This window comes from Mycolicibacterium helvum (assembly GCF_010731895.1).
Classification (GTDB): domain Bacteria; phylum Actinomycetota; class Actinomycetes; order Mycobacteriales; family Mycobacteriaceae; genus Mycobacterium; species Mycobacterium helvum.
In genome coordinates this window covers 360,121-382,500 of the sequence record NZ_AP022596.1, presented here as the reverse complement: position 1 = coordinate 382,500, position 22,380 = coordinate 360,121, and the positions used below count along the sequence as shown (strand labels likewise).

Genomic DNA, 22,380 nt, shown 5'->3' with positions numbered 1-22,380 from the left:
GTCACCAGTCCCTGAACTGTGAAGGCGGGTCATAGAGTCCGCCCGACCAGGCGACGAGATCTTCGATGCTCCGGGCGGCCAGGAGCGACCGGTTCGCAAGGCGGGTCTCGACCTTGAGGTCCTCGGGGAAGGCGACCAGCCCGCCGCGTCGCAGCTCCTCGGTCCGCTTTGCCTCCGCCCGGCGACCGACCGGGGTGACACCGGCGATCGCGGCCAGGGCCGCGCGGCGGTCAGCCAGGGAATGAGCCTTGTAGAGGTAGGCGACTCCTTCTTCGGTCACCACGTGGGATACGTCGTCGCCATAGATCATCACCGGTGGCAGCGGCATACCGGTCTCTTTGCCGACGTTGACCGCGTCCAGGGTCTCGACGAACGTGGGAACACCGCCGGCCCTGAATGTTTGGGCCATCTGCACGACGAGTTTGCGTCCGCGTCTGCTAGCGCCCTCACCGTGGGCGAGGTCGAGCCACGCTGTCGAGCAGTGCCGTCGGCCGTGCGGATCGTGGCCCATGTTCGGGGCACCGCCAAACCCCGACAACCGGCCGTCGGTCACTGTGGAGGAGTTCGCGTCGGCGTCGATCTGCAGCGAGGAACCGATGAACATATCGATGGCATACTGGCCGGCCAACTGGGCCAACACCCGGTTGGACCGGAGCGAGCCGTCGGCCCCGATGAAGAAGACATCGGGCCGGGCCGCGGCGTATTTGTTCATCCCGGACTCGCCGCCGAAGCTGTGGATCGATTCGACCCAGCCGGACTCGATGGCCGGGATCAGCGTCGGGTGCGGGTTGAGTACCCAGTGTCTGGCGATCCGCCCTTTGAGCCCGAGCCTCTCACCGTAGGTGGGCAGCAGCAGTTCGATTGCAGCGGTGTCGAATCCGACCCCGTGGTTGAGCGAGACCACCTCGTGGCGCTCGTAGACACCGCGGATGGCGATCATCGCCTTGAGGATCTCGACGGGACCGATGTGCCGTGGGTCGCGGGTGAACAACGGCTCCAGGGCGAACGGCCGGTCGGCGGCGACCACGAAATCAACCCAGCTGCAGGGGATGTCGATCCGCGGTAGCGCAGTGGTGTCCACGATCTCGTTGGCCTGGACGATAACCACGCCGTCGTGAAAGGCGGCAGCCTCAGCAATCGTGGGGGTGTCCTCGGTGTTGGGTCCGGTGTAGAGGTTGCCGTCCCGGTCGGCCTGTTCGGCACATAGCAGCACGACGTGCGGCGCGAGGTCGACGAACATCCGTGCGTACAGCTCGACGTAGGTGTGGATGGCGCCGATCTGTACGGTGCCGTCCTCGACCATCTGCGCGATCCGCACACTCTGTGGTCCGGCATAGGCCAGGTCCAGTTTGTCGGCGATGCCGCGTTCGAACAGGTCTAGGTGCTCGGGGCGGGATACCGACGAGATCAGCATGTGCAGTCCGTGGAGGCGTTTGGGGTCGCCCTCGGCGAGGGTTCGTGACAGATAGTCCGCCTGCTTCTGGTTGTCACCCTCGAGAGCGACCCGGTCACCAGGACGGATCACAACGTGCAACAGATCCGCCAGCTCACCTGGTCGGATCACCTTGGCGTCGCTGTGCGCGGCCCCGGCCCGCATCCGCTCGGCTTTCGCGGTCCGTCGGGAGTCCCAGACATGCTGAGCTGCCTGCGTATTCGTCATCATCAACGCACGGACGCGATCGCCTGGTCGACCACGGCGGTCACCGCGTCGGGATGTGAGATCAGCGTCAGGTGGGAGCCCCCGTCGAAGACGGTGACCTGCGAATGAGCTCGCGCCGCCATTGCCTTCTCCGCAGTGGGCGTGATGATCTGGTCCCCGCTGCTGATGAAGTACCACGACGGGATCGTCTTCCACGCGGCGAATTGTGATCGGGTGCCGAACGCGACCGTTGATGCTGCCCGTTGCGTCGCCCATAGTTGCGTCGCAGTATCGGTCGGGAGATCGTTGCCGAAGTTTCCGACGAAAATGTCTTTCTTGAGATAGAGGTCGCTCGCACCCGCCGGGCCGCCCGGGTAAGGGACGCTATCGAACAGCTGCGCATCGGTATGGGTACTCAGCACCGAATCGTTTCCGCTGAGCGACTTCGTTGTCTCGCCCACCTCGGGAGCGGCGGCGTCGACGTACACCAGCGCCTTGACGTTCGGATTGCCCTCGGCCGCGTTGGTGATCACCGAACCGCCGTAGGAATGGCCGACCAATACGATTGGCCCGGCGAGGGTGGCCAGGAAACTCTTCACGGATTCGGCGTCAGTGGTGAGGTTCTGAAGCGGGTTCGAGATGGCCCGCGTGTCGTAGCCTTGCTTCTGCAGTTCGGCGACTTCGCCATCCCAGCTCGACGTTTCGGCCCAGGCGCCGTGCACCAACACGATCGTCGGCTTCACCGCGCCCGGTGGCGGCGCAGCAGGAGCGCTGACAACGGTAAGGGAGCTCGATTGTGCCGCAGGCGTTTCAGGCGCTGTGCACGCTGCCAGCGGCAATCCGATGACGGTAGTGACGCCTATCAGGGTGCTCAGGCGCAACGTTGCCGAACCGAATCGAGCCATCAGAGCGTTCCTGTCCAGTGCTGGGATTCTGCGTGGACGACTGCCGGGTGAGCCGGCTAGCTACTGCAGGGGGATCTCGGTGATTGGGGTGGCCTGTTCTTGAGCGGTTCGGGGGCCGAAGTATCGGCGTTCGGATGCGGAGATGGCGATGTCGTTGATACTGGCTTCGCGGCGACGCATCAGCCCGTTGTCGTCGAACTCCCAGAGTTCGTTGCCGTAGCTTCGGTGCCAACCGTTGGCGGGGTCGCGCCATTCGTACTGGAATCGGACCGCGATGCGGTTGCCGTGGAATGCCCACAGGTTCTTGCGCAGTGCGTAGTCCAGCTCGCGGCTCCATTTCGCGGTGAGGAACTCGACAATGGCAGCGCGGCCGGTGAGGAAAGTGTCGCGATCGCGCCAGACGCTGTCCTCCGTGTACACCTGGCTAACGCGGTGCGCATCGCGCGAATTCCACGCGTCTTCGGCGCCTTGGACCTTGGTCAGTGCGGTGTCGAGGGTGAACGGCGGGACCGGTGGATGAGATTCGGGCATGGATCTGAGTCAAGCAGCCAATGACGCTGATGTACCACCGTCGCTTACCCGGGTCCGGTGTTCCAGGTATTCACCCGGGTTGGCGGGAGTATCCGTCGTGTCAGCGTCACTGCATGTCCACCATCACCACCGCTGACGGCACCGAGATCTTCTATAAGGACTGGGGTCAGGGTCAGCCCGTCGTCTTCAGCCATGGCTGGCCGCTGTCGTCCGATGACTGGGATAACCAAATGCTGTTCTTCCTCGCGCAGGGCTACCGGGTGGTCGCTCACGACCGCCGCGGGCACGGTAGGTCGACGCAAACCCCCGGCGGGCACGACGCTGATCACTACGCCGACGATTTGGCTGCTGTGATCGAGCACCTCGACCTACACGATGTCATCCACGTTGGGCACTCCACCGGCGGCGGCGAGGTAGTGCGTTACCTCGCCCGCCACGGGGAGAGCCGGGCCGCTAATGCCGCACTCATAAGTGCAGTGCCGCCGTTGATGGTGCAGACCGACGCCAATCCAGAAGGTCTGCCCAAGAGCGTCTTTGACGATCTACAGGCCCAGCTCGCGGCGAACCGCTCGGAGTTCTATCGCGCGTTGCCGTCGGGTCCGTTCTACAACTTCAACAAGCCGGACGTGGATTCGTCGGAGGCGATCGTCGAAAACTGGTGGCGCCAAGGGATGATGGGTGACGCCCTGTCCCACTACGACGGGATCGTGGCGTTCTCGCAGACCGATTTCACCGAGGACCTCAAGACAATCACCATCCCGACGCTGGTAATGCACAGCGTCGACGATCAGATCGTTCCCTACGTGGCAGCCGGCCCGAAGTCGGCCGCACTGCTCAAAAACGGGACCCTCAAGACCTACCGAGACAACTTCCCGCACGGCATGCCCACCACCCACGCAGACGTCATCAACGCCGATCTTCTCGCATTCCTCAAGGCGTAAAGACCGGATCTTCGTGTTTCTCGGTTGGTCTGCCGCACAGGAGGATTCGTGGCCGTAACTCGCCTGGAGTTCGACGGGCCGTTGGCGGTGTTGAGCCTGACCCGACCAGGTGGCAATCGCATCAGCTTCGCGATGCGCGACGAGCTCAACACCGCGGTGCACCGGATTGCCGGCAGCGGCGCACGCGCTCTCCTCGTCGATGCGGATGGCCCTGACTTCTGTCTGGGCGGTGACGTCCGTGATTGGGTAGGCGTGCCGACTGACGAGCTGCGACCCAGGATCGAGGTGCTGGCCACCGCCCTGGCCTGGATCGGCAACCTCGACATACCCACCGTCGCGGCAGTCCAAGGCCACTGTGCCGGAGGGGGTTTCGAGATTGCATTAAGTTGCGACATGATCATCGCCGCACGGTCGGCGCGGTTCTCGAGCCCTGAAGCGCTGCTGGGCATCACGACCCTGCAAGGCGGCATGCTGGACTTGGCGACACGGCTGGGTCGGACCCGTGCGGCCGAGCTGGTGTTCCTCTCGACACCGATCTCGGCCGAGCAGCTCTGCACCTGGAACCTGGTGAACACGGTCGTCGACGACGACGCCTTGGCGCACGCGGCACGCGACCTCGCTGGTCGGCTGGCCGCCGGGCCGACCCGCGCCTACGCGGCCACCAAACAGTTATGGCGCCTGCAGAGCGAGGTGGGGGAGCGCGCCGCGCGCCGCGCGCTGTATGACACATCGATGCCAGTGTTCGACAGCCGCGACGCCCAAGCCGGACTGCAGGCAGCTGCACAGGCAGTGGATGCTGGCCGCCCGTTTTCTGCGCCCGAATTTGAGGGTCAGTAGCGGCGATGCGACAAAGCGATAGCCGCTGGCGCGGTCTGCGGGCATTCCCCGGGAACATGCCCGGGACTTTGCCTGGTACGCGGGGTGATCGGGACGGGCAGCATCGAGTCAAGGCCAGCTGCCACGGCGCCCGCCAGGCGATCCCCGGATTCACTGGTGATCTGCACCGACATGTTCGATAGCGAACCGGAAAGGGGTTCAACACATGTACGCACTTGATGGGGCAGTAGTTCTGGTCACCGGCGCCAATGGTGGCCTGGGGGTCGAATTCGTCCGGCAGGCTCTAGACCGTGGTGCCGCCAAGGTGTACGCCACCGCGCGCCGTCCACACGACTGGGATGACCCGCGTATCGTTCCGCTGCCACTTGATGTCACTGACAGCGATTCGATCAACGCCGCGGCCACAGCCGCCTTAGACACCACCGTGGTGGTGAACAACGCCGGCATCTTGATCCTGCCCGACCGTCTGCTGTACCTGGCGATGAGCGACGTCCGGCGCACGTTCGACACCAATTTCTTCGGCGCACTCGAAGTGGCTCGCACCTTCGCCCCTGTCGTGGGCCGAAACGGTGGCGGCGCGTTCCTGCACGTGCATTCGGTGCTGAGTTGGGTTGTCGGTGATCCCAACGACCCCCAATCCGGTGGTCACGGTGCTTACAGCGCATCGAAATCGGCGTTCTGGTCAGCGACCAACTCGCTGCGACTCGAACTGGCCGGCCAGGGCACGCATGTCCTGGGGCTGCACCTGGGCTACACCGACACCCCGATGATCACCACCATCGAGGAGGAAGGCAAAGAGAGCCCTGCCGAGATCGTCCGGATCGCCTACGACGGGCTCTTGGCCGGTGACTATGAAGTCGTCGCCGACTGGCGCAGCAAGTTCGTCAAAGGCGCACTCTCGGGTCCCATCGAAGGGCTCTACCCTCAGCTATCCAAGGCGGATCTGCCCTAGCGGCCGCTCAACTCAGTTCGGGGTTGCCGGCACGGATGGCTCCCCGCTGGTTCCGTATCGCATGGTCCAGATCGGTACGAGGTCCGGGGTGTACTCGTTACCGACCCAAGGTGTGCCGCAGATGTGCAGATAGGCATACGGGGTTCCGTCGAACATCACCCAGGCGCCCGCGTCACGCACGGTGCTGGGAAGCCCGTCGCGCGCAGAATCGAAGGGCCACACGATCATCCAGTGTGGTCCGATTGGTACCGCCGGGCTTGTCGTGTCGGACGTATCAGTGTTGCTGTGCTGCGTCGCGCCACACAGCATGTAGATCAAGCCCGGAGTGGTGTTTGTCGGGGCCGGCTTCTTGGCCATCGCGTCCATCATCCACTGAAGACCCATCGGGTCGGCGCACATCGGTACGTTGCCGATGACATTCTCGTCACCGGGGAAGCACGTCCAATTGTTGGTCCCAGCCTGCAGCACGATGAGATCGCCCGCCGAATCCATCTCAGCCACAGTCGCATGTGCAGTGATATGACGCGGTCCGGACAACCGGGCGCGCGCGATCTTGGCGGCGACGATCTGGTCGGCAGCTGACCCGGTAGGCGACGTGGCGCCCAACATGGTGATCGCACTGTTGCTGTAGCTGCCCGCCGCTCCACCCGTTGGATTCGCCTCTGTCGATGTCATCGTCACTCCATTCAGTGGCGCAGTGAGATTCTCCAGACGCTTGACGAAACTGAGCGCCGTCCTCGCTGCCGATAGGTTACGAATTGAGCATCTCAGCGAATGGTGCCAGTACGAACCAGTCGCAATCCCTGGTCCTGGCGTGAAAGAGTCCGCGCTGTGCGTCAGAAGGCGACGTTGCGCAGTTCTCGCCGCGAGGTGACGCTGAGTTTGGCGAAGACGCGCGCCAGGTGCCACTCGACGGTGCGTGGACTCAGGAACAGTTGCGCACCAATCTCGGGATTGGTGAAACCTTCGCGGGCGAGCCGCGCGATGCTGCTTTCCTGCGTTGTCAGCGCAACTGCTGCGCCTGCCGCACGCGTGTAGACGGTGAAACCCGCGGCATTGAGTTCACGGCGGGCGCGCGCCGCGAAGGTGTCAGCTCCGATCTTGTCGAACATGTCGTGGGCTGTCTGCAATTCCTGGCGCGCGTCAGCTTTGCGCTTTTCACGGCGTAGCCATTCGCCATAGACCAGATGTGTGCGCGCCAGATACAAGGTGACGGGACTGCGTTCGAGGTGTTCGATGGCGTCTCGGTACGCCGCGTCGGCGACCGACCCCTCATTGGTAAGGGCAGTAGACCGAGCCGCCATGCCCAGCGCGGTGGCGGTGCCGCTTGCCTCGGCCCGCGCGACGAGCAGGCGAAGCGCGTCGCCGGCGACCACATGTTCTCCGCATCGGGTGGCGGCCTCGATCAGCTCGCATAACAAGTAGCCGCAGATTCCGATGTCGTCGTAGTTCGCCCCGGCCGTCGCCGCCGCGAGTGCATCGGCATAGCGGCCGAGGCCGTTGAAGAGAATCGCCGAGGCGTAGAGGCTTGTCGCGACTTCGAAACCCTGCCCGTGCGCTTTAGCACGGTCGATCGTGAGGTCGACAAGTTCGCGACACACCTGCTCCTGGCCGCGGTAGGCGGCCAGATAACAATCGATGGAGCTCTGCGCTACCGTGCCGCCCGTCGCGGTAATGATGGCTTCGGCTTCAGCCAGCAGAGACTGCGCCCGCTCGAACTCCCCCGACGTCACACACAGTCCGGCCTCGGTCACGAGAGTCACCGGCAGCAGGGTCAGTGCTCCGGCCGCGCGTAGCTCCTCGGCCTGGCGGAGCACCAGGAAGTTGTAGGAGTCCTGATCGAACAGATCAAGACAGACGCGATGCGTGATGTCATGCCAGCGCGGATCTGCGATTCCTGCTTCTTCCTCCCGCAAGAGTTCACTGATGGCGTTCTTCAACAGCGGGGCGGCGGCAATGTAGCCGTCGGTCAGTCTGACGACCAGGCCGTCGAGCAGGAGGTCGATCGCCCGCACGGGTGTCGTGGACGCGGGTGCACTCTGCGCGGCGGCGGCCACTGCTGCAGTTGAGCTTTGCGGTTTAATGGCTAGCCCGCCCACCAGGACCGACGCCATGACGGCCTCAAGGTAGGTTTCGCGGGATAACGAGCGGTCATGATGTTCCAGCCTCTTGGCGGCCCTCAACAGCAGGGGCGGGGCATCGTTTCCGCGGCTGGCTGCGAACGCAAGTTTGGCGCGTAGCAATTCATCTCGTGCGCTGAGAAATTCGTCATCGACAAGGACGTCCCTGGCCATCGCCAACAACGCCGAAGCTGCCTCGGGCGCGCCCGCGTCGAGTTTCGCCTGCGCCGCATCGAGCGCCCGCTCCGCGCGGCGATTGGGGTCGGCAGACAGGTTCACCGCACACGCCAGGAAGCTCGCGGCGGCTGCCGCGCCGCCGCGAACCCGGGCAGCCTCCGCAGCGCGCACAAGTTCCTCGGCGAGGCCCTCGTCTGGCTCTCCCGCAGCATGCGCGCGGTGCCATGCGCGGCACTCGTCGGCCACCGTGCCGACCACTGCCTGGGCGAGCGCGGCGTGCACGCGACGGCGGTCCGACACTGAAGCATCGCCGTATAGCGCTGCTCGAATCAGCGGATGGCGGAAACGGATTCCCTCATCCACGGTGATCAGATCGGCTTGTTCGGCGGGCCGGGCGGCCTCGACTCCGATGCCCAAAAGCCTGGCAGCCGCCCACACCCACTCAGCCCGCCCTGCAGGTTCGACAGCAGCGATCAGCAGCAGCATTCTGGTCTCGGGCGGAAGCTCACGCAATCGGCGACCGAAGGTCCGTTCTATTCGGGCGGTCAATGGCTTCGCGTTGGCCAGCCCGTAGCCGCCCGCCAATTCCTGCGGCCGTGACGCCTTATGAAACTCCATCAGCGCCAATGGGTTCCCGCCCGCTTCAGCGACGATGTTCGCCCGAACCATCTCGTCCACCCGACCGAGGACCATCGTCGCGAGCAACTTATGAGCATCGTGGTCGTCGAGGCCCTGCAACGTCATTTCTGGCTGGCCGGCCAGTTCGCTGCCTGAGCCGCCGTCGCGGACAGCGAAAACCAACGCCACCGAGTCGGCCAAGGTCCGGCGCGCCACGAAAGCCAAGGCCTGCATCGAGACGCTGTCGACCCACTGAGCGTCATCAACCACACACAACGTCGGGCGATCCGCGCCGGCTGCGCTCAGTAGGGTCAACAGAGCCATGCCGAGCATCAGTCGGTCAGGAAGGTCACCCTCGACAGTTCCCAACGCAACGGAGAGGGCCCGTTCTTGGAGATCCGTCAATTTGCCGTAAAACTCCGTCAGGTGATCGCACACCTGCTGAAGGCCGGCATAGGGCAACTCCATCTCGGATTCCGCCCCCGTTATGTGGATGGTGCGAATTCCGACTGCCTTGCGGAGTGCGTCATCGAGCAGGGCTGTTTTGCCGATGCCAGGCTCGCCCCGAATGACGAGCACACCGCTACGACCTTGTCGGATGGAATCCAGCAGGTCTGCCAGGGTTTTCTGTTCACGGTGCCGACCCAACAGTGGCGTAGCGCGGCCGTCGGAATTCACGATCATCATCGTCGCACGACTCGTAATAGCAGACACTGCGTGTTTTTAGGAGACGCGTGTTCGATGTCATCTGGCCCCTGCATATTCACATGCTGACGACTGCGACTTGAGACGCCGGTAGTTGGCAGAGGGCGAAACGTAGTGCACAAATGCGAAGTGTTCGTCGGCGCGTAGAACGATGAGTCGGCGCCTAGAACGGATGAGTTGAGACAAGAAACGACAGGACTAGTTCGGCACGGGTGGGCTCCGCGGACGGGGGACAGGGCTGCGCCACTTCCAATATCAAGCAGCTCGCCGTGCCAATTCCGTCCCAAACCACCGCAGCTAGCGCCGCTGGGCCGCTTTACAGTGGGATTACCCGACCTGGGGCGGACCAGAAGGAAGTGACCGCCATCGATGGGTACCCCGACGACAAATGGCTTACCCGCCAGGATCTCGCCCATCGGTTTGGATTGCCAGTCAAGACGCCAGCCGAATGGGCGTCCAAGGGCACTGGCCCGCGCTACGCCCAGTTCGGCCGGCACGTCCGGTATCTGCTGAGCGACGTAATCGACTGGGAAAGAAAGCAATTCGCCGAAGGCAAACGCGACACGGCCTAAGTATGATTGGTCGATGATCGCTGTCTCAATGTTCTAGCGCGCGTCGCAACGCTCGCGAGGACCGGAGTAAACCGTGGCGGGCCGGCCGTCGTTGCGCATCGGCCAGCACGGCAAGATCACCCGCAAGTATCTTGGCGGTGGAATCTGGTTGGCGCAGTGCCGGTTTCGTGACACAGATGGCGTCACCCGCAGAGTTCAACGACTCGGGCCGCCCGACGAGCACGACAAGTACGGGAAGCTCGCCGCCGACGCTTTGATTGAGGGCCTCGCCGACCGTCGACCGCCATCTGGCGCAGATTCGATTGGCCTCGAAACCTTGGTCATGACGTTGGTCGATCAACACATCGAGAGGCTGGCTGAGGATGGCCGTTCAGCCCGGACCCTCGATACCTACCGCTACACCGCCACCAAGCTGACCAAGTTCATGGCCGGCGTGAAAGTGGGGGAGGCCTCGGCCGCCAGACTGGACGCGGCCCTGCGGTCGATGCGCACCGCCCACGGGGCCGTCATGGCCCGCCAATCCCGGACCCTGCTGCGCGGAGCGCTCCAGCTCGCGGTCCTCAACAACGTCCTCGGCGCCAACCCGGTACGCGACGTCCAATCCATCAAATCCAAGGAACAGCCCAAGGGTGCCCAGGCGCCCACCGCGGACCAGCTACGCGAGCTGCTGGCCAAGCTGAGGGCTTCGGAGAAGGCCGTCAACGCGACCTGACCGACCCGATCACCGTCTTGATCGCCACCGGTCTCCGCCGCCCCGAACTGCTAGCGCTGCGCTGGACCGACTTCGACGCCGACGCCGGAACGATCTCGGTCACCGGCAAAGTCATCCGCGAGAAGGCCAGAGGCTTGGTCCGGGTCGACGAGACCAAGACCGCGGCGGGACTCCGGGTGATTCCCCTGCCCGCCTTCGCGATCGCCGCCCTCACCGAACGTCGGACCCTGCCGTATCTCGGACAGCAGTCCGTCATCTTCCCGTCCACGAATGGAACGCTGCGCGACCCCGACAACTTCGCGGGTCAGTGGCGCAGAATCCGCGACGAACTAGGTGTCCCGGACATCAGCTCACACAGCTTCCGCAAGACCGTCGCGACGCTCATCGACGATGCCGGCCTGTCGGCTCGCATCGGCGCCGACCACCTCTGGGCACGCCAAAGTGTCGATGACCCAGGACCGCTACATGACCCGCGGACGCATCCACAACCAGGCCTCGGAACTACTCGACCAGGCCGTTACCGGCAACTCGGGTCGGCTATAAACGACGACCGACATTATTAAGCCGGGCTACATACCACCTCTGACCAGCGCCCCCGGCAGGAATCGAACCTGCGACCTAGGGATTTGGAATTGGGGGCTCCGACCGCTTCCGAAAAAGTGCTTGTGTGTGCTGGTAGATGATGGTTTTTGTCTCTGGCTGATTCGGGCTCGGACGGGCTGATTCCGGCCGATTCTTGGTCATTACCGCCGAATAAACGGCAACGAGATTCGAGAATTCAACAGCGTGTGATTGCGCGTGGGTGCGGAATCTAGTTGCCGTACTATAGTACGGGTAGGCCAACTATAGTTGGCAGGTTGGAGGTGAGCCATGGAGATGAACCGCCCATTCGCGACGGTCACGCCGACTCTGGACGGGGATGTCCTGGCTGTGTTGGCAGCGCACGATGTCACGTTCACAACCGGTCAGATCCACCGCGTCCTGAATTCCTTCTCCGAGGAAGGCATTCGAAAGGTCCTCGCCAGACTCGTCTCACAGGGCATCGTGCTCTCAGAACGCATCGGCAATACCTATACGTACCGCCTGAACACTGCGCATCTCGCGGCAAAGCCGATTCTGGAGCTGGCGAAGCTCTTCGACACGTTCCTCAAGCGGCTCGAAGAGGAGCTCGGCCGGTGGCAGTACCCACCCGTATACGCCGCGGTGTTTGGCTCAGCTGCGCGCGGCACGATGGCTCCGGACAGCGACATAGACCTTTTTCTGGTCAGTGCGACTGGTACGCCTGACGCCGTTTGGGCGCAGCAGGTAAATGAGTTTGCATCAGCTGTCACAGCCTGGACGGGCAACGACGCCCGCGTTGTGGAGCACACGGAGATCGAACTCAAGAGCGCGAGAACCGAACCAATGGTGCACGACGTCCTCGATCGTGGGCTCACCGTGGCCGGATCGCGTGCGTGGCTTCTCAAGCAGGTGAAACCCGCCCGCGCACGGAAAGGGGTGATCGATGAGTGAACGCACGAGACCCAACACCGAGACCATCCGACGCGGCCGGCTCAAGAAAGCCATCGAGTTCCTTGATGGCGCGATCCTCATCGATGTCGATATGCCCGACGCAGCCGTCTCCCTCTTGGTCAACGCCGGCATCGCCGCCGCCGACGTCATATGCGTTGTGCGCCTTGGCATATACGCCGCCGGTGAGAACCACAATGACGCCGTTGCCTTACTTGCGAAGGCCGACAACGGGGCAGAAAAGCACCTGCGAGCGCTGCTGAATGTGAAGTCCAAAGTGTCGTACACGCATCAGTCGGCCACTGCAGATGAGCGCAAGCGGTCGAGACGGGCGGCCGAGGCGTTGGTCGAGGCCGCCCGCCGCGCGGCCGCAACCGGCTGATCCTCATCGCGTCCAGTAGGTGCCCGCGTGGCTGGACCCCATGGCTGCTGTGGCGCTCCGGAGAGGGATCCGTATTTGCTCATACGCCACGAGCGCCACGGACTCCGAAACGGTTCAGCCAACCGTCGTCTCCATCTGAAGTCCGCCCGCCCGATTAACTTCACGTAGGTGCACAAGTGAAGTTAGAGCGGACGTTCGGCATAGCAGGACGGCGCCAGAAGTCATCGATGAGACAGTGCTCGGCGCAACTCACGTCTCAGTGAAAGTCCGTAATCCAGCACGCCTGATCAGAAGATTTAGGGGTCGAGTCCCTCCGGCCGCGCGTCAGTCGCTGGGGATTCATCGCGCGATTGGGTTGCGCTACGGTTGACGCGGCATTGCCAGGAGCCGCAGCAGGCTCTTAGTCAGCCTGAATTCTGTAGGCGGCCGTTCGCACTCGTGCTGCGCCTAATCTGCCTGGTCAGTGTCGTCGCCTGGATCGGGTGTGTCTTGAGCAGGGGGGTCGATCCACTTCGTGTCAAACAGGCCGGGCGGAGGATCGAACTGATAGCTCTCGAACAGTCCACGTGGCGGTTCGAACTTGTACTTCTCAGATATTCGTGGGCTGGCAATGAGCCAGAATTTGTCACTGAGGCCGGGTGGTAAATCAGCTTGAAACGTTTCTAGTAATTTCTTCGTGAACTCCGGGTCTTTTGCTAGTACCTCCTTGAAGCTCCGCCTAGCTTGATCTAGGACTTCGGGCGGCAATCGCTTACGCTCGCTCTCGTTCGCCTCGCGTGTCATAGTCTCAACGGTCTCGATAGTGGTTTCGTCGACTTTGGCGCCCAAGTGTTTATTGGCCAGTGCTAAGAATGACGCTAGGTTCATATGATGATAGGGGTGCGCACTAGACGCAATTCGCATTTCGGACCGCAATTCCGGGCGCGGGCCAATTTTCTGCCCGCGGACGATCGTATACCAATCTTCCTTTTCGTCCCGTGAAACGAACAAGAGAGGGCGATCTGCAGTGCCGAAGTGGTCAAGTAATTCGCGCCATATTAGGTAATCACCGACGGCTTTGAGAGGATCTTTTGAGGCATCCATGTACCCGGGTGGTATGCGGTCTTCGAAGCGTTGCAGCGCCGTCTTGGATCGTTCTTCGATCTCCTTTTGAGCGGGTGGGTCGCCTACGCTATCTGCGCTGAGCAAAGCATCTAGAGCATCGCGAACCGGATCACTGCGACGAACGTCGTCATACGCGACCATGTGGTCTTCCCAAAGCCTTGTCACCTCGCCCTCAAACTTTGCAGCTGCCTCGTCAGCAAGCCGTTGAATATCGGCCTTTAGGATCGGATCACGGATGTCACTGAGATCGGAATCTTTGATTCGCAACCGCTCCGGAAGTGTTTTGACTAATTGCTGCATCTTAAAGGCAACTTCTAGCCTATTGCGCTGAAATTCAAGGGCAGCCTGGTACGGAATGAACAGGCGTTCCTTCACCTTTTGCAGAACATCGAGGATTTGTTCTCGCTGTCCGTGGCCGACGCGATAAAGGTCAAGCATGACATTTGCGTCGAGAGCGATGGTCCCCGTCTGGAGGATCGCCGTTATTGTGTCGTCGCTGTGCCCGTACCACTCGGGCAGGTTCAGGTCCATCCCCACGCCCAGTATCTTGGCAGCCTGCAGTCGAACTGTGGACCTTGGGTCTCACATGGGTGTTACTACTAACCAGAAGGTTGCGAGCGTGGGAGCTGCCCTACTGGCCACGGTGTCGGACACGGATGTCGGGGGTGCGGTCTCTTAGGTTTCCTGTTTGAAGCGCTTTGCCCAGGCTGGATAGCTGCCGATGCTCCGGAGGAGCGGAGCGGTGAGTGCTGCCACTACCTGGTCGGGGTCTTCGTCGAGGTCGTTTAACGAGGCTTCAGTTGCCCGCTCGTAGACGTCTTCTGTGTAGATCGGTCCCCTGTCGCCGAAACTCCGGTCGGCGATCATCCATGACATCGAATCGCGAAGGCCATTTATCGAGAGGGCGAACCGCCAACTGCCGGTGTATCCCCAACGGTGCGATACCGCAGCGGCGACATGGACAAGCAGGCTGACGTTTCCGATGATCAACTCTTCGAACACAACAATGGCATCAGGTGGGGGCGGGGAGACGCGCCCCTGGAACGACAGAGTCGTCACGGCGCGCTCTGTTGCCAGAACGAGCCGGCCGGACTCATAGAACACGACCTCGGCGGCGGAGTCAGCGCCCGCGAAGCGCTTCCCCTCGTACATGCCGGTGGTCAACGCCACGCCGCCGGGGCGGCGAGCGAAACCACTCGCCTGGGCCAAAGTTGGTGCGTATTTGCGCTGATCATCGCCTGTGACTGAGTGTACGAGCTGGAGGACGGTTTCTTGCCACTGAGACGCTTCGGCGAGGGAGACGAGCATGTCTTCCCGGGCGCCGAGCGGGTCGGCCACTACCACCAGCAGAGGCGCATCTCCAACGAGTTCGGAACGGATCGAGCGTGCTTCAGTTCGCAGATCGCGGCGGTCCGCCAAGCGCCGGTCGAGGAGCCGAACGACCTCGGTGTTGTGCAGCACGCGGTTCGTCTTGTCGCCACGGCCGTAATAGCGGCCGTCGGCCATGTGTGGCGCGCGGACTGACTGCGGTACGTGGACCACGACGTACCCATAGTTGGTGTCGCTTGTCGAGTTGATGACCGTCGTTCGGATCTGTACCGCCTCGTCGACCCTCATGCGCGCTATCTGCTCGATTCGCTCAGCGAGGTTCTCTAGGGGTACCGGCCAGAGTCGAGGCGGTGAGGTGTCCTCGTCGACACCGATCAGGATCGTTCCCCCGTCGAGCGAGAAGGCGGCAATATCTTTCGCGAGATCCTTGTTGGCTGCGTTGCCAGGTCTCAGCTCTCTCTTGAGATCCAGCCAGTGGTTTTCCTCCAGAAGGCCGTTCTGGGCCAACTGTTGCAAGTCGTCCTCGGTCCGAGGGTCCACCAAATTCATGGCGCTCCCCTAGACGCCCCTACTGGAATAACGGCCACGGCCGAGAAGATCGCGTAACCGTTTGGCGCCGCGGTCAGATACAGACTGGGATGCCAGCGCGTAGGCAGCGGCCTGGTTAGGGGTCAGTCGGCCGGTTCGGACGTGGGGGCTCAAGAATCGCTTCGCCTGAACTTTCTCGTCGGGGCCGGTCCATCCGTTGCGGCCGCCGTAAAAAACCACGGAGTCGAGGTCTTCCCGCACGTCATCGGGAATTTGCGATGCTGTGGCTTGATCGGTCACCAGGTTGGTCGCCCCCGCTCTGGCCGCCCATTCCGCTAAGGGCAGGAGCGAGCCCTCAACCACCGCCAGGGAGTAACCGCGGGCGAGGTCCATCGCCAACTGCAGTGAGCCTTCGATCGGGGCGAAGGCGAGCACCGGCCCCCGGTCGGGTCGTGTCCGGCTCTTCGGGGTGGCGTGCCCGCCTGCTCGGATAATCTCGTCGAGGTCCGTATAACCCCAACCGGCGGCGTTTCGCGCGTTGCTTACCACCAGTGGTGGCACTCCTTCCGCCTCGCTCTGCTTCCAAAGCCATTGGGCTGCAAGGGAAATTGCTTCCTCCCACGGACGCTGCGGATCGTCGTCTGGAACCCACGCTGCTGCCCGCAGGTGAGTAGCGGGGTGCAGATCCTTCGCAGTCATGGCATGGCTCCTGGTTGAGAATTGAGTTCGGCGAGGTAGCGGTATGACGTTGCCCTGCTTACCCCGAACATCCAGGTCCTGCTGGTGCTCACTCTTGCATGCCCGAGGGTCAACGTCATGCCCTCGACTGTCTCACCCAGCACTGACACCACAGCTCCGAGACACGAGTGTGACGAGAAATGAGACGCCTCGACCTGGCTTCTCCGGCCGGGGAACTGTAGAGGCCGAGGTGTCCTCGTTCTCTGGTTTCGAGACCGGATTCGATCGATGGGCGTGCTGCATATTTTGAGCATCAGTGCTCCAGGCCTTGATGCTCGAAATATCGATCATCCATGCAACTCGATCTCATGATCGAAATATTGATCATGTAGCCATATTGGTCGTATGATCGAAATATGCATCACCCTTTACCTCTGGTGTACGACACCATCGAACTCGGCGAACACGTGCGGCGCGTGCGTCAGGCAAGAGGCTTCCATCAGGATGAGCTTGCTAATCGTATCGGAGTCACCCGTATGACTATCTCGCGTCTTGAGCGAGGGGAATCCGTCAGCGTCGACATTGCGCTCCGCGCTCTATCGGAGTGCGGCATCGCGCTCGCGCTAGTGCCAAAGTTTTCCCGAGTGACGGTGACCGATGGCGGCTAAGGCACTCGACGTTTGGTTGTACGGCGTCCACGTCGCCAGGCTGAGTGAGCCGCGCCGATTCCGCCTGCGTTTGGAATTCACCGAGGATGCGCTCGACACCTTCGGCGAGGGGAGCCGAGTCCTGTCTTTGGCGTTGCCTGTTTCGCTAAAGCCCATTCAAGATAAGAACGGCGCGCGGCAGGTGTCGGCATTCATCGAGGGCCTTCTGCCCGAGGGAAACCTGCGCCGTCACATCGCCACTGAGGCTCGCGTACCAGTCAACGACACGATGACGCTATTGGAACGGGTAGGCGCGGAATGCGCCGGGGCTGTCCAGATTCTCACCGACGGTACAGAGCCCGACGCTGGCCACGTCCGACCCCTGACCAAACAGGAAGTCGACAGTCTTATCACGGATCTGCCGACTTACCACCTCCCTGAGGGCACTACTCCGCAGGCATCGTTAGCGGGCATTCAAGACAAGGTGCTATTGGTGGCATTTCCCGATGGCAGTTGGGGCTGGCCCGAAGCCGGTGCAGCCTCGACCCACATCATCAAGCCAGAGCCGCACGGTGGCCCAGTGAAACATCTGATTCAGACAGAAGATTGGGCATTGCGAGTCGCGCGCGAGGCAAGAATGAATGCTGCAGAGTCGCGGGTGGAACGGTTTCAAGAGCGCCAGGCGATTGTCGTTACCCGATATGACCGAAGGCCTGATGGAAACCGGCTGCATCAAGAGGATTTCTGTCAGGCGCTAGGTCTCGACCCCCAGGCCAAGTATGAGAGCACTGGCGAAGCAACCCGTTCGGGGTCGAGGCTACGACGCATAGCGCGCGCAGCTGCACCGAGGGCTCTGGATCCTGATGGGTTTCGGTCGGCATTGCTAGAAGCTGTGACGTTCAACGTCGTGATTGGAAACGCTGACGCCCATTCCAAAAACTACTCAGTGATGATTGGTCGCGATGGAAGCGTGTCCCTGGCGCCGATCTACGACGCTGCCCCGGTGAGGTACCTCGACCCGGCGTTCAACGGCACAGGTCATGTTATCAACGGCAAGACGAGTATCAACAACATCAATATCGATGACTTGGTGGCCGAAGCCACATCTTGGGGAATGGGGACGCAACGAGCACGTGTCGCGGTACGGACTTGCATGGAGCGCGTGTACAGCTCGGTCGAACAGGTCGAGCTTCCACGAGGAGCCGAGTCAGTTAAGTCGAACCTTCATCAATTGTGGACCCGACGCTCGTGGCCGACAGCGGCTTTGACATGGGGAGATTCCGACTCCAAGGCGGAAGGCTCCGACACGTAACGGTTGCTGTAGGCGTGAAATTTTGCGGCGAATTTGGAGAATCGAGAAACACTAGATCTGAGACGTCGAGCTGATTGACGTGTTGGTAGTCATGCGTTCTCCTTGTTGCTATTGCGCAGATCCTTAACGGTGCCGATGAACACATCGGTGATCTCGGGTAGCCGGGATACCAAGTCCCACAGCGGCTTATCGGTCTCGTACCGCACGGCGGCGTTCTCCTGGTCTCCCTGCTGCTTCCAGGCTGCATAACCAGGCAGGTCATCGGGATCGGAGCTGTAGTCCAGCGGATCAAGCCCATCGGGATGCTTCGGCCGGATCATGTAAAAGCGTGCTAGTCGTCCGGTATGGCGGTGGTACGCCACCACGTTGATCTTGAGCTCGCTTGGCATATCGCTGCGCATCTGCACGCGGCCCAGAAGCTGCCACTCGTCCAGGTCTGGCACCTGTAGGCAGGTGCCCTCGGTCAGTGTGATGGCCATCCGTCCATCGGAATGAACGTGCGCGATCACCTGGTCGGGGCTGCTCGGGCCGTAGTCGGGGCGCAGCGGCGGGGTGGGCGTGATGCTCATGCGTGATCTCCTTCGGTGGTCGCGGTTCCCAGTGTGTTCTACAAAAACGAGCTGGGGCGCGATCACCATGATGTATTGATCCGCGCCGGACTGACCGTGCGAAGACAATGGTATTGGGGCCGGGAGAAGGAGAGGATATGCGCGAGATTGGCTCTCGCCGGCGACACCAGCCCGCACCATGTTGGGCTGTGTTTGAGGATCTTTGCGACCCCCATCGCCAACCGGCGCGACCGTGGCTGCACCTTCTCGACGATGAGGTCGAACCAGAGATTGTCGACGCCGTGCGCCCGCGTTACGTTACCTGGTCTTCGCTGTGGACCAAGCGGCCTGATGCGTCCGTGCGTTTCGACCTCGCCGCGGCCCGCGGTGGAACCGATCTGCGTTGGACTCTTTTTGTTGGCGACCCGGTGCCCGACACCGGCATGATCAGCCACATGCGCCAACGCATCGGAGAGCTCATCAACGCCAACTTGCGCTACACCTACGGCCAGTAGCCGCCGGTGTGACGAGGCTGGGGAGGGGAGACGTGTTGCGCGCGAAATCGCAAGCCGCGTCGTCGCTGTGGACGCTCAATTCTCCTTCCTCCCAATCCATGAGGCTGCTAGTCTCATCGTTTCCTTGCCCCTCCCAATCATCCGATACCTCTTCTTGTCTCCTCTCGTTGTATCCTAAAAGTACTGCAGCACTTGATATTTAGTATCTAAACCCTTGGCACATTTGCACAGGAGGTGCGAGACTGGTTGTGGCGCACTAAGCGTCGATGTCTCCGCTTTCGAGTAGGCGCCCTGATGCTGACAATTTCGAAGTTGAAGCGGTCGTCGGTGAGCTACTACATCGACACCGCCGAGGCAGCCGGGCGCGCCAGTTCCGACCTAAAAAGAGCCAACGGTGGCCTGGGGGAGTACTACTCCGAACATGAGACGCGCACCCCAGTATGGTTGTGCGCGGGCGATTCCGATACCGTGGCCCGGTTGGTGGGTTTGACCGATGTTCAGCGCGCCGGAGGGGAAGCCGATTCGGCGGCCGTGGCGCGCTGGCTCGACGACGGTGTCGCGCCGAACGGCGCGCGCGGACGCGCCTTCGGTAGCCGCGGTGTGCACGGCTTCGATTTGACCTTCGCCGCGCCCAAGAGCGTGTCACTACTGCGCGCATTGCGCGCCGATGATGTGGTCCAAAAGGCGATCGCTGCCGCGCATTCGACCGCGCTCGCGGAGGCGATGGAGTACGTGGCCGCGCATGCCGGCTACACCCGCGTACATAACAGCGTGACGGGGGAGAAGGACCTCGTGAAGTTGTCGGGATTAATCGCGGTGGCCTATCAGCATGAGACGTCGCGGTGCGGAGATCCGCATCTGCATACCCATGTGCTCGTGCCGAATCGGCAGGCCCGGACTGATGGGGTGCTGGTGTCGATCGACGGAACGTCGGTGTATCACGAAGCCCGTGCAGCGGGTGTCATCTATCAAGCCACGTTGCGTCGCGAACTACACCAATCGCTGGGGATCGAGTGGGCGCCGGTAGATCCGGGAACGGGGATGGCCGAGACGGCGGGAGTTGATCGCGACACCATCACTGCGTGGTCCCGGCGCTCGTCGCAGCTACGAGAGTGGGCGGCACACAACCTGGTTTCGGTGGACGGCCCGTTGAGAGCGGCACAGCTTGCGGCGGCACAGAAAGCCACCCGGCCCGCTAAACCGGAAGAGCTCGCGTGGAGCGAATTGCAACGGCAGTGGCGCGAGGACGCGCGGGGTCTGGTTCTGGACCGCGCCGCCTTTCTGGAAGCGCGTGCGGCGCGCCGTGCCGCGGCGCACACTGCGTTCGACGGCGCGAGTTTGGCCGCGGCGGCGGAGAAGATCGAGAAGGCGGTGTTCACTCGCGCAGACCTTGTCGAGATCGTTGGCGCGCAACTTCCGGTCGATGGGGACCAGTCGCCGCGCGCCGTGGTGGAAGCCGCTGTTGACGAGATCGGGATGCGGTTGACTGCGCCGCGTGCCGCTCACGAGCGGGAGGGCCATGAGCGCTTTACCCTGGCGCGTTACTCCGCCTGGTCGACGCGACAAACGATCGCGCAATCTTCTGGGTGCGTGACGACGACACCGCCGGACTATCGCTGGATCAGACGACTGCCGTGCAGAACATCGGCGAGTCGCCCTGGCTCGTACAACCGCTCTCGGCGCCGGCGGGAGCAGGCAAGACCACCTCCCTCCGCGCGCTCGCCAGCGCGGCACACCATCGGTTCGGTGCGCGCGTTCTGGTCCTCGCGCCGACCGGCCAGGCTGTCGACGTCGCGATGCGCGAAGGCGCCGGAGATGACGGCCTGACGGTCGCCAAGGCGCTGCGGTTGTTACACGACAACACCTTGAAGCTGGACGAGGCGACCGTCGTGGTAATCGATGAAGCCGGCATGGTCGGCACCGACGATCTGCGACAGCTCTTGACCGCTACCACGCGGGCGGGTGCGAAGACGGTCCTCGTTGGTGACGCCAGCCAGTTGGCACCGGTCAAGGCCCGCGGCGGCATGTTCGCCCAACTCTGCACCGACCTTCCGTGGACGCAGCGCCTCTCCGAGGTGTGGCGGATGAGCGACCCGGAAGAACGCACCGCGTCCCTCGCGCTGCGTGACGGCGAGCCAGCTGCGCGCCGCGACGCTGTGGACTGGTATCGCAGCCACGATCGGCTGCACCACGGCGATGCGATCACCATGGCAGCCGACGCGCTTGCCGCTTACACGGCCGACGCAGAGGTCGGCCGTGACGCCCTACTCGTCTGCGACACCACGGAAATGGCCGATGCGCTCAACCTCCGTATCCACAACGACCGAATCGACCGGAATGCCCGCTCTGTTGTAGGCGCACGAGGCCAACACATCAGCGTTGGAGACCTAATCATCAGCCGCCGCAACGACCCCACCATCGCCTTTCACCACTCGACGCCCAACGCAGAGTCGTTACCGTCTGTGCGCAACGGAAACCGTTGGCGGGTCGCTGCAATCGATGCCAAGACGAATCGTGTTGCGGCAGAGCGTCTCGATGACAACGCCCGTGTCGTCTTCGAAAACGACTACGTTCGGGAGCACGTGAGCCTCGGCTACGCCGTCACTGTGCACTCCGCCCAGGGCGTCACCGCCGACGCGTGCCACGCCGTCCTCAGCGACACCGCCAGCCGCAATTTGCTCTACGTCGCCATGACCCGCGGGCGCCACGCCAACATCGCCCACATCTACGAACGGAGCACCGAAGCAAGCGAATTCGGGCACGAAAAACCTGCCGGAACTCATCTCACGCAGCGAGGTGATAGCTCAGAAGCTGCCACCCTCATTCACGGTATCCTCGCCTGCGCCGAGCCGACCATCACCGCGCACGACTACGCCGGAAAAGCCTCCGAGGAAGCTCTTCCCGATCGCGTCCGCGACCTACTCAATATGCGCGCGGCGGCTACGGAACGGCGACAAGCGGTCTACGGGAGTTGGAAGGCGCAGCGCGAAGAACACAACCGCGGCATGGCCGAAGCCCCGGAACGGCACATCAGCGGAAATCAAGATCGCAGCACTGACTACGGACTTGAACTTTGATTCGACAATCTGACCCGATCAAGAGGGCGTGCGACATGTAGA

Annotated in this window: 20 protein-coding genes and 1 pseudogene; 12 read left to right on the top strand and 9 right to left on the bottom strand. The window is 62.5% G+C overall.

Annotation, left to right across the window (positions count from 1 at the left end):
* Position 1 precedes the first annotated feature (1 nt).
* The 3 genes from mdcA to G6N38_RS01735 are packed head-to-tail and all read right to left on the bottom strand — an operon-like array spanning position 2 to position 3,075.
* The gene (gene mdcA / locus G6N38_RS01745; protein WP_163745971.1) at positions 2–1,663 is read right to left on the bottom strand and encodes a malonate decarboxylase subunit alpha; all 1,662 of its coding nucleotides are present in this window, start codon (positions 1,661–1,663) and stop codon (positions 2–4) included.
* The gene (locus G6N38_RS01740) at positions 1,663–2,544 is read right to left on the bottom strand and encodes an alpha/beta hydrolase (RefSeq protein WP_163745970.1); all 882 of its coding nucleotides are present in this window, start codon (positions 2,542–2,544) and stop codon (positions 1,663–1,665) included. Before G6N38_RS01740 ends, mdcA begins: the two co-directional genes overlap by 1 nt.
* Positions 2,545–2,604: 60 nt before the next feature.
* Positions 2,605–3,075, bottom strand: coding sequence for a nuclear transport factor 2 family protein (locus tag G6N38_RS01735; RefSeq protein ID WP_163745969.1), 471 nt, complete (start codon positions 3,073–3,075; stop codon positions 2,605–2,607).
* Positions 3,076–3,188: 113 nt separating this feature from the next.
* Between G6N38_RS01735 and G6N38_RS01730 the strand changes: the two genes are divergently transcribed.
* From G6N38_RS01730 to G6N38_RS01720, 3 genes are all read left to right on the top strand, one after another.
* Complete coding sequence (locus G6N38_RS01730) at positions 3,189–4,016, top strand: alpha/beta fold hydrolase (protein WP_163745968.1); 828 nt, start codon at positions 3,189–3,191, stop codon at positions 4,014–4,016.
* Positions 4,017–4,064: 48 nt separating this feature from the next.
* Entirely contained in the window at positions 4,065–4,853 is a 789-nt protein-coding gene (locus G6N38_RS01725) for an enoyl-CoA hydratase/isomerase family protein (RefSeq protein WP_163745967.1), read from the top strand.
* A 205-nt stretch (positions 4,854–5,058) separates the two neighbouring features.
* On the top strand, positions 5,059–5,805 hold the full coding sequence (locus tag G6N38_RS01720) for an SDR family oxidoreductase (protein ID WP_163745966.1): 747 nt from the start codon (positions 5,059–5,061) through the stop codon (positions 5,803–5,805).
* A gap of 12 nt (positions 5,806–5,817) precedes the next feature.
* Here G6N38_RS01720 and G6N38_RS01715 read toward each other — a convergent pair whose 3' ends face one another.
* Both G6N38_RS01715 and G6N38_RS01710 read right to left on the bottom strand, forming a co-directional pair.
* Complete coding sequence (locus G6N38_RS01715; RefSeq protein WP_163745965.1) at positions 5,818–6,480, bottom strand: hypothetical protein; 663 nt, start codon at positions 6,478–6,480, stop codon at positions 5,818–5,820.
* A gap of 161 nt (positions 6,481–6,641) precedes the next feature.
* Positions 6,642–9,404 (bottom strand): ATP-binding protein, encoded by a 2,763-nt coding sequence (locus G6N38_RS01710; RefSeq protein WP_163751740.1) that lies wholly within the window; start codon positions 9,402–9,404, stop codon positions 6,642–6,644.
* Positions 9,405–9,781: 377 nt separating this feature from the next.
* Between G6N38_RS01710 and G6N38_RS01705 the strand changes: the two genes are divergently transcribed.
* The 5 genes from G6N38_RS01705 (at position 9,782) to G6N38_RS01685 (ending at position 12,600) form a co-directional block, all read left to right on the top strand.
* On the top strand, positions 9,782–9,997 hold the full coding sequence (locus tag G6N38_RS01705; protein ID WP_246227608.1) for a helix-turn-helix transcriptional regulator: 216 nt from the start codon (positions 9,782–9,784) through the stop codon (positions 9,995–9,997).
* Positions 9,998–10,070: 73 nt separating this feature from the next.
* Positions 10,071–10,709 carry a hypothetical protein gene (locus G6N38_RS30555; RefSeq protein WP_163745964.1) on the top strand — a complete coding sequence of 213 codons (639 nt, stop codon included), beginning with the start codon at positions 10,071–10,073 and terminating at the stop codon, positions 10,707–10,709.
* A gap of 17 nt (positions 10,710–10,726) precedes the next feature.
* Positions 10,727–11,272 carry a site-specific integrase gene (locus G6N38_RS30550; RefSeq protein ID WP_246227605.1) on the top strand — a complete coding sequence of 182 codons (546 nt, stop codon included), beginning with the start codon at positions 10,727–10,729 and terminating at the stop codon, positions 11,270–11,272.
* Positions 11,273–11,579: 307 nt separating this feature from the next.
* Positions 11,580–12,221 (top strand): nucleotidyltransferase domain-containing protein, encoded by a 642-nt coding sequence (locus tag G6N38_RS01690; protein WP_163745963.1) that lies wholly within the window; start codon positions 11,580–11,582, stop codon positions 12,219–12,221.
* Complete coding sequence (locus G6N38_RS01685; protein ID WP_163745962.1) at positions 12,214–12,600, top strand: hypothetical protein; 387 nt, start codon at positions 12,214–12,216, stop codon at positions 12,598–12,600. The genes G6N38_RS01690 and G6N38_RS01685 overlap by 8 nt, the downstream gene beginning before the upstream one ends.
* A gap of 447 nt (positions 12,601–13,047) precedes the next feature.
* On the opposite strand, the gene G6N38_RS01680 is transcribed toward G6N38_RS01685, so the two are convergent.
* The 3 genes from G6N38_RS01680 to G6N38_RS30320 all read right to left on the bottom strand — a co-directional run bounded on the left by G6N38_RS01680 (position 13,048) and on the right by G6N38_RS30320 (position 16,260).
* Positions 13,048–14,235 carry a PIN-like domain-containing protein gene (locus G6N38_RS01680; protein ID WP_246228133.1) on the bottom strand — a complete coding sequence of 396 codons (1,188 nt, stop codon included), beginning with the start codon at positions 14,233–14,235 and terminating at the stop codon, positions 13,048–13,050.
* A gap of 144 nt (positions 14,236–14,379) precedes the next feature.
* Positions 14,380–15,582: an AlbA family DNA-binding domain-containing protein gene (locus G6N38_RS01675; protein WP_163745960.1), complete on the bottom strand. Its 1,203-nt coding sequence runs from the start codon at positions 15,580–15,582 to the stop codon at positions 14,380–14,382.
* A 9-nt stretch (positions 15,583–15,591) separates the two neighbouring features.
* Complete coding sequence (locus G6N38_RS30320; protein WP_179968474.1) at positions 15,592–16,260, bottom strand: hypothetical protein; 669 nt, start codon at positions 16,258–16,260, stop codon at positions 15,592–15,594.
* A 416-nt stretch (positions 16,261–16,676) separates the two neighbouring features.
* Here G6N38_RS30320 and G6N38_RS01665 point away from each other — a divergent pair, with 416 nt between their 5' ends.
* The gene (locus G6N38_RS01665) at positions 16,677–16,907 is read left to right on the top strand and encodes a type II toxin-antitoxin system RelB family anti-toxin (RefSeq protein WP_246227602.1); all 231 of its coding nucleotides are present in this window, start codon (positions 16,677–16,679) and stop codon (positions 16,905–16,907) included.
* The gene (locus G6N38_RS01660) at positions 16,897–18,198 is read left to right on the top strand and encodes a type II toxin-antitoxin system HipA family toxin (protein ID WP_163745958.1); all 1,302 of its coding nucleotides are present in this window, start codon (positions 16,897–16,899) and stop codon (positions 18,196–18,198) included. Before G6N38_RS01665 ends, G6N38_RS01660 begins: the two co-directional genes overlap by 11 nt.
* A gap of 89 nt (positions 18,199–18,287) precedes the next feature.
* Here G6N38_RS01660 and G6N38_RS01655 read toward each other — a convergent pair whose 3' ends face one another.
* Positions 18,288–18,767 carry a hypothetical protein gene (locus G6N38_RS01655; RefSeq protein WP_163745957.1) on the bottom strand — a complete coding sequence of 160 codons (480 nt, stop codon included), beginning with the start codon at positions 18,765–18,767 and terminating at the stop codon, positions 18,288–18,290.
* Positions 18,768–18,904: 137 nt separating this feature from the next.
* Between G6N38_RS01655 and G6N38_RS01650 the strand changes: the two genes are divergently transcribed.
* Entirely contained in the window at positions 18,905–19,261 is a 357-nt protein-coding gene (locus tag G6N38_RS01650; protein ID WP_163745956.1) for a hypothetical protein, read from the top strand.
* Positions 19,262–19,555: 294 nt separating this feature from the next.
* Positions 19,556–22,338 (top strand): annotated as a pseudogene (gene mobF, locus G6N38_RS01645) (MobF family relaxase).
* Positions 22,339–22,380 lie beyond the last annotated feature (42 nt).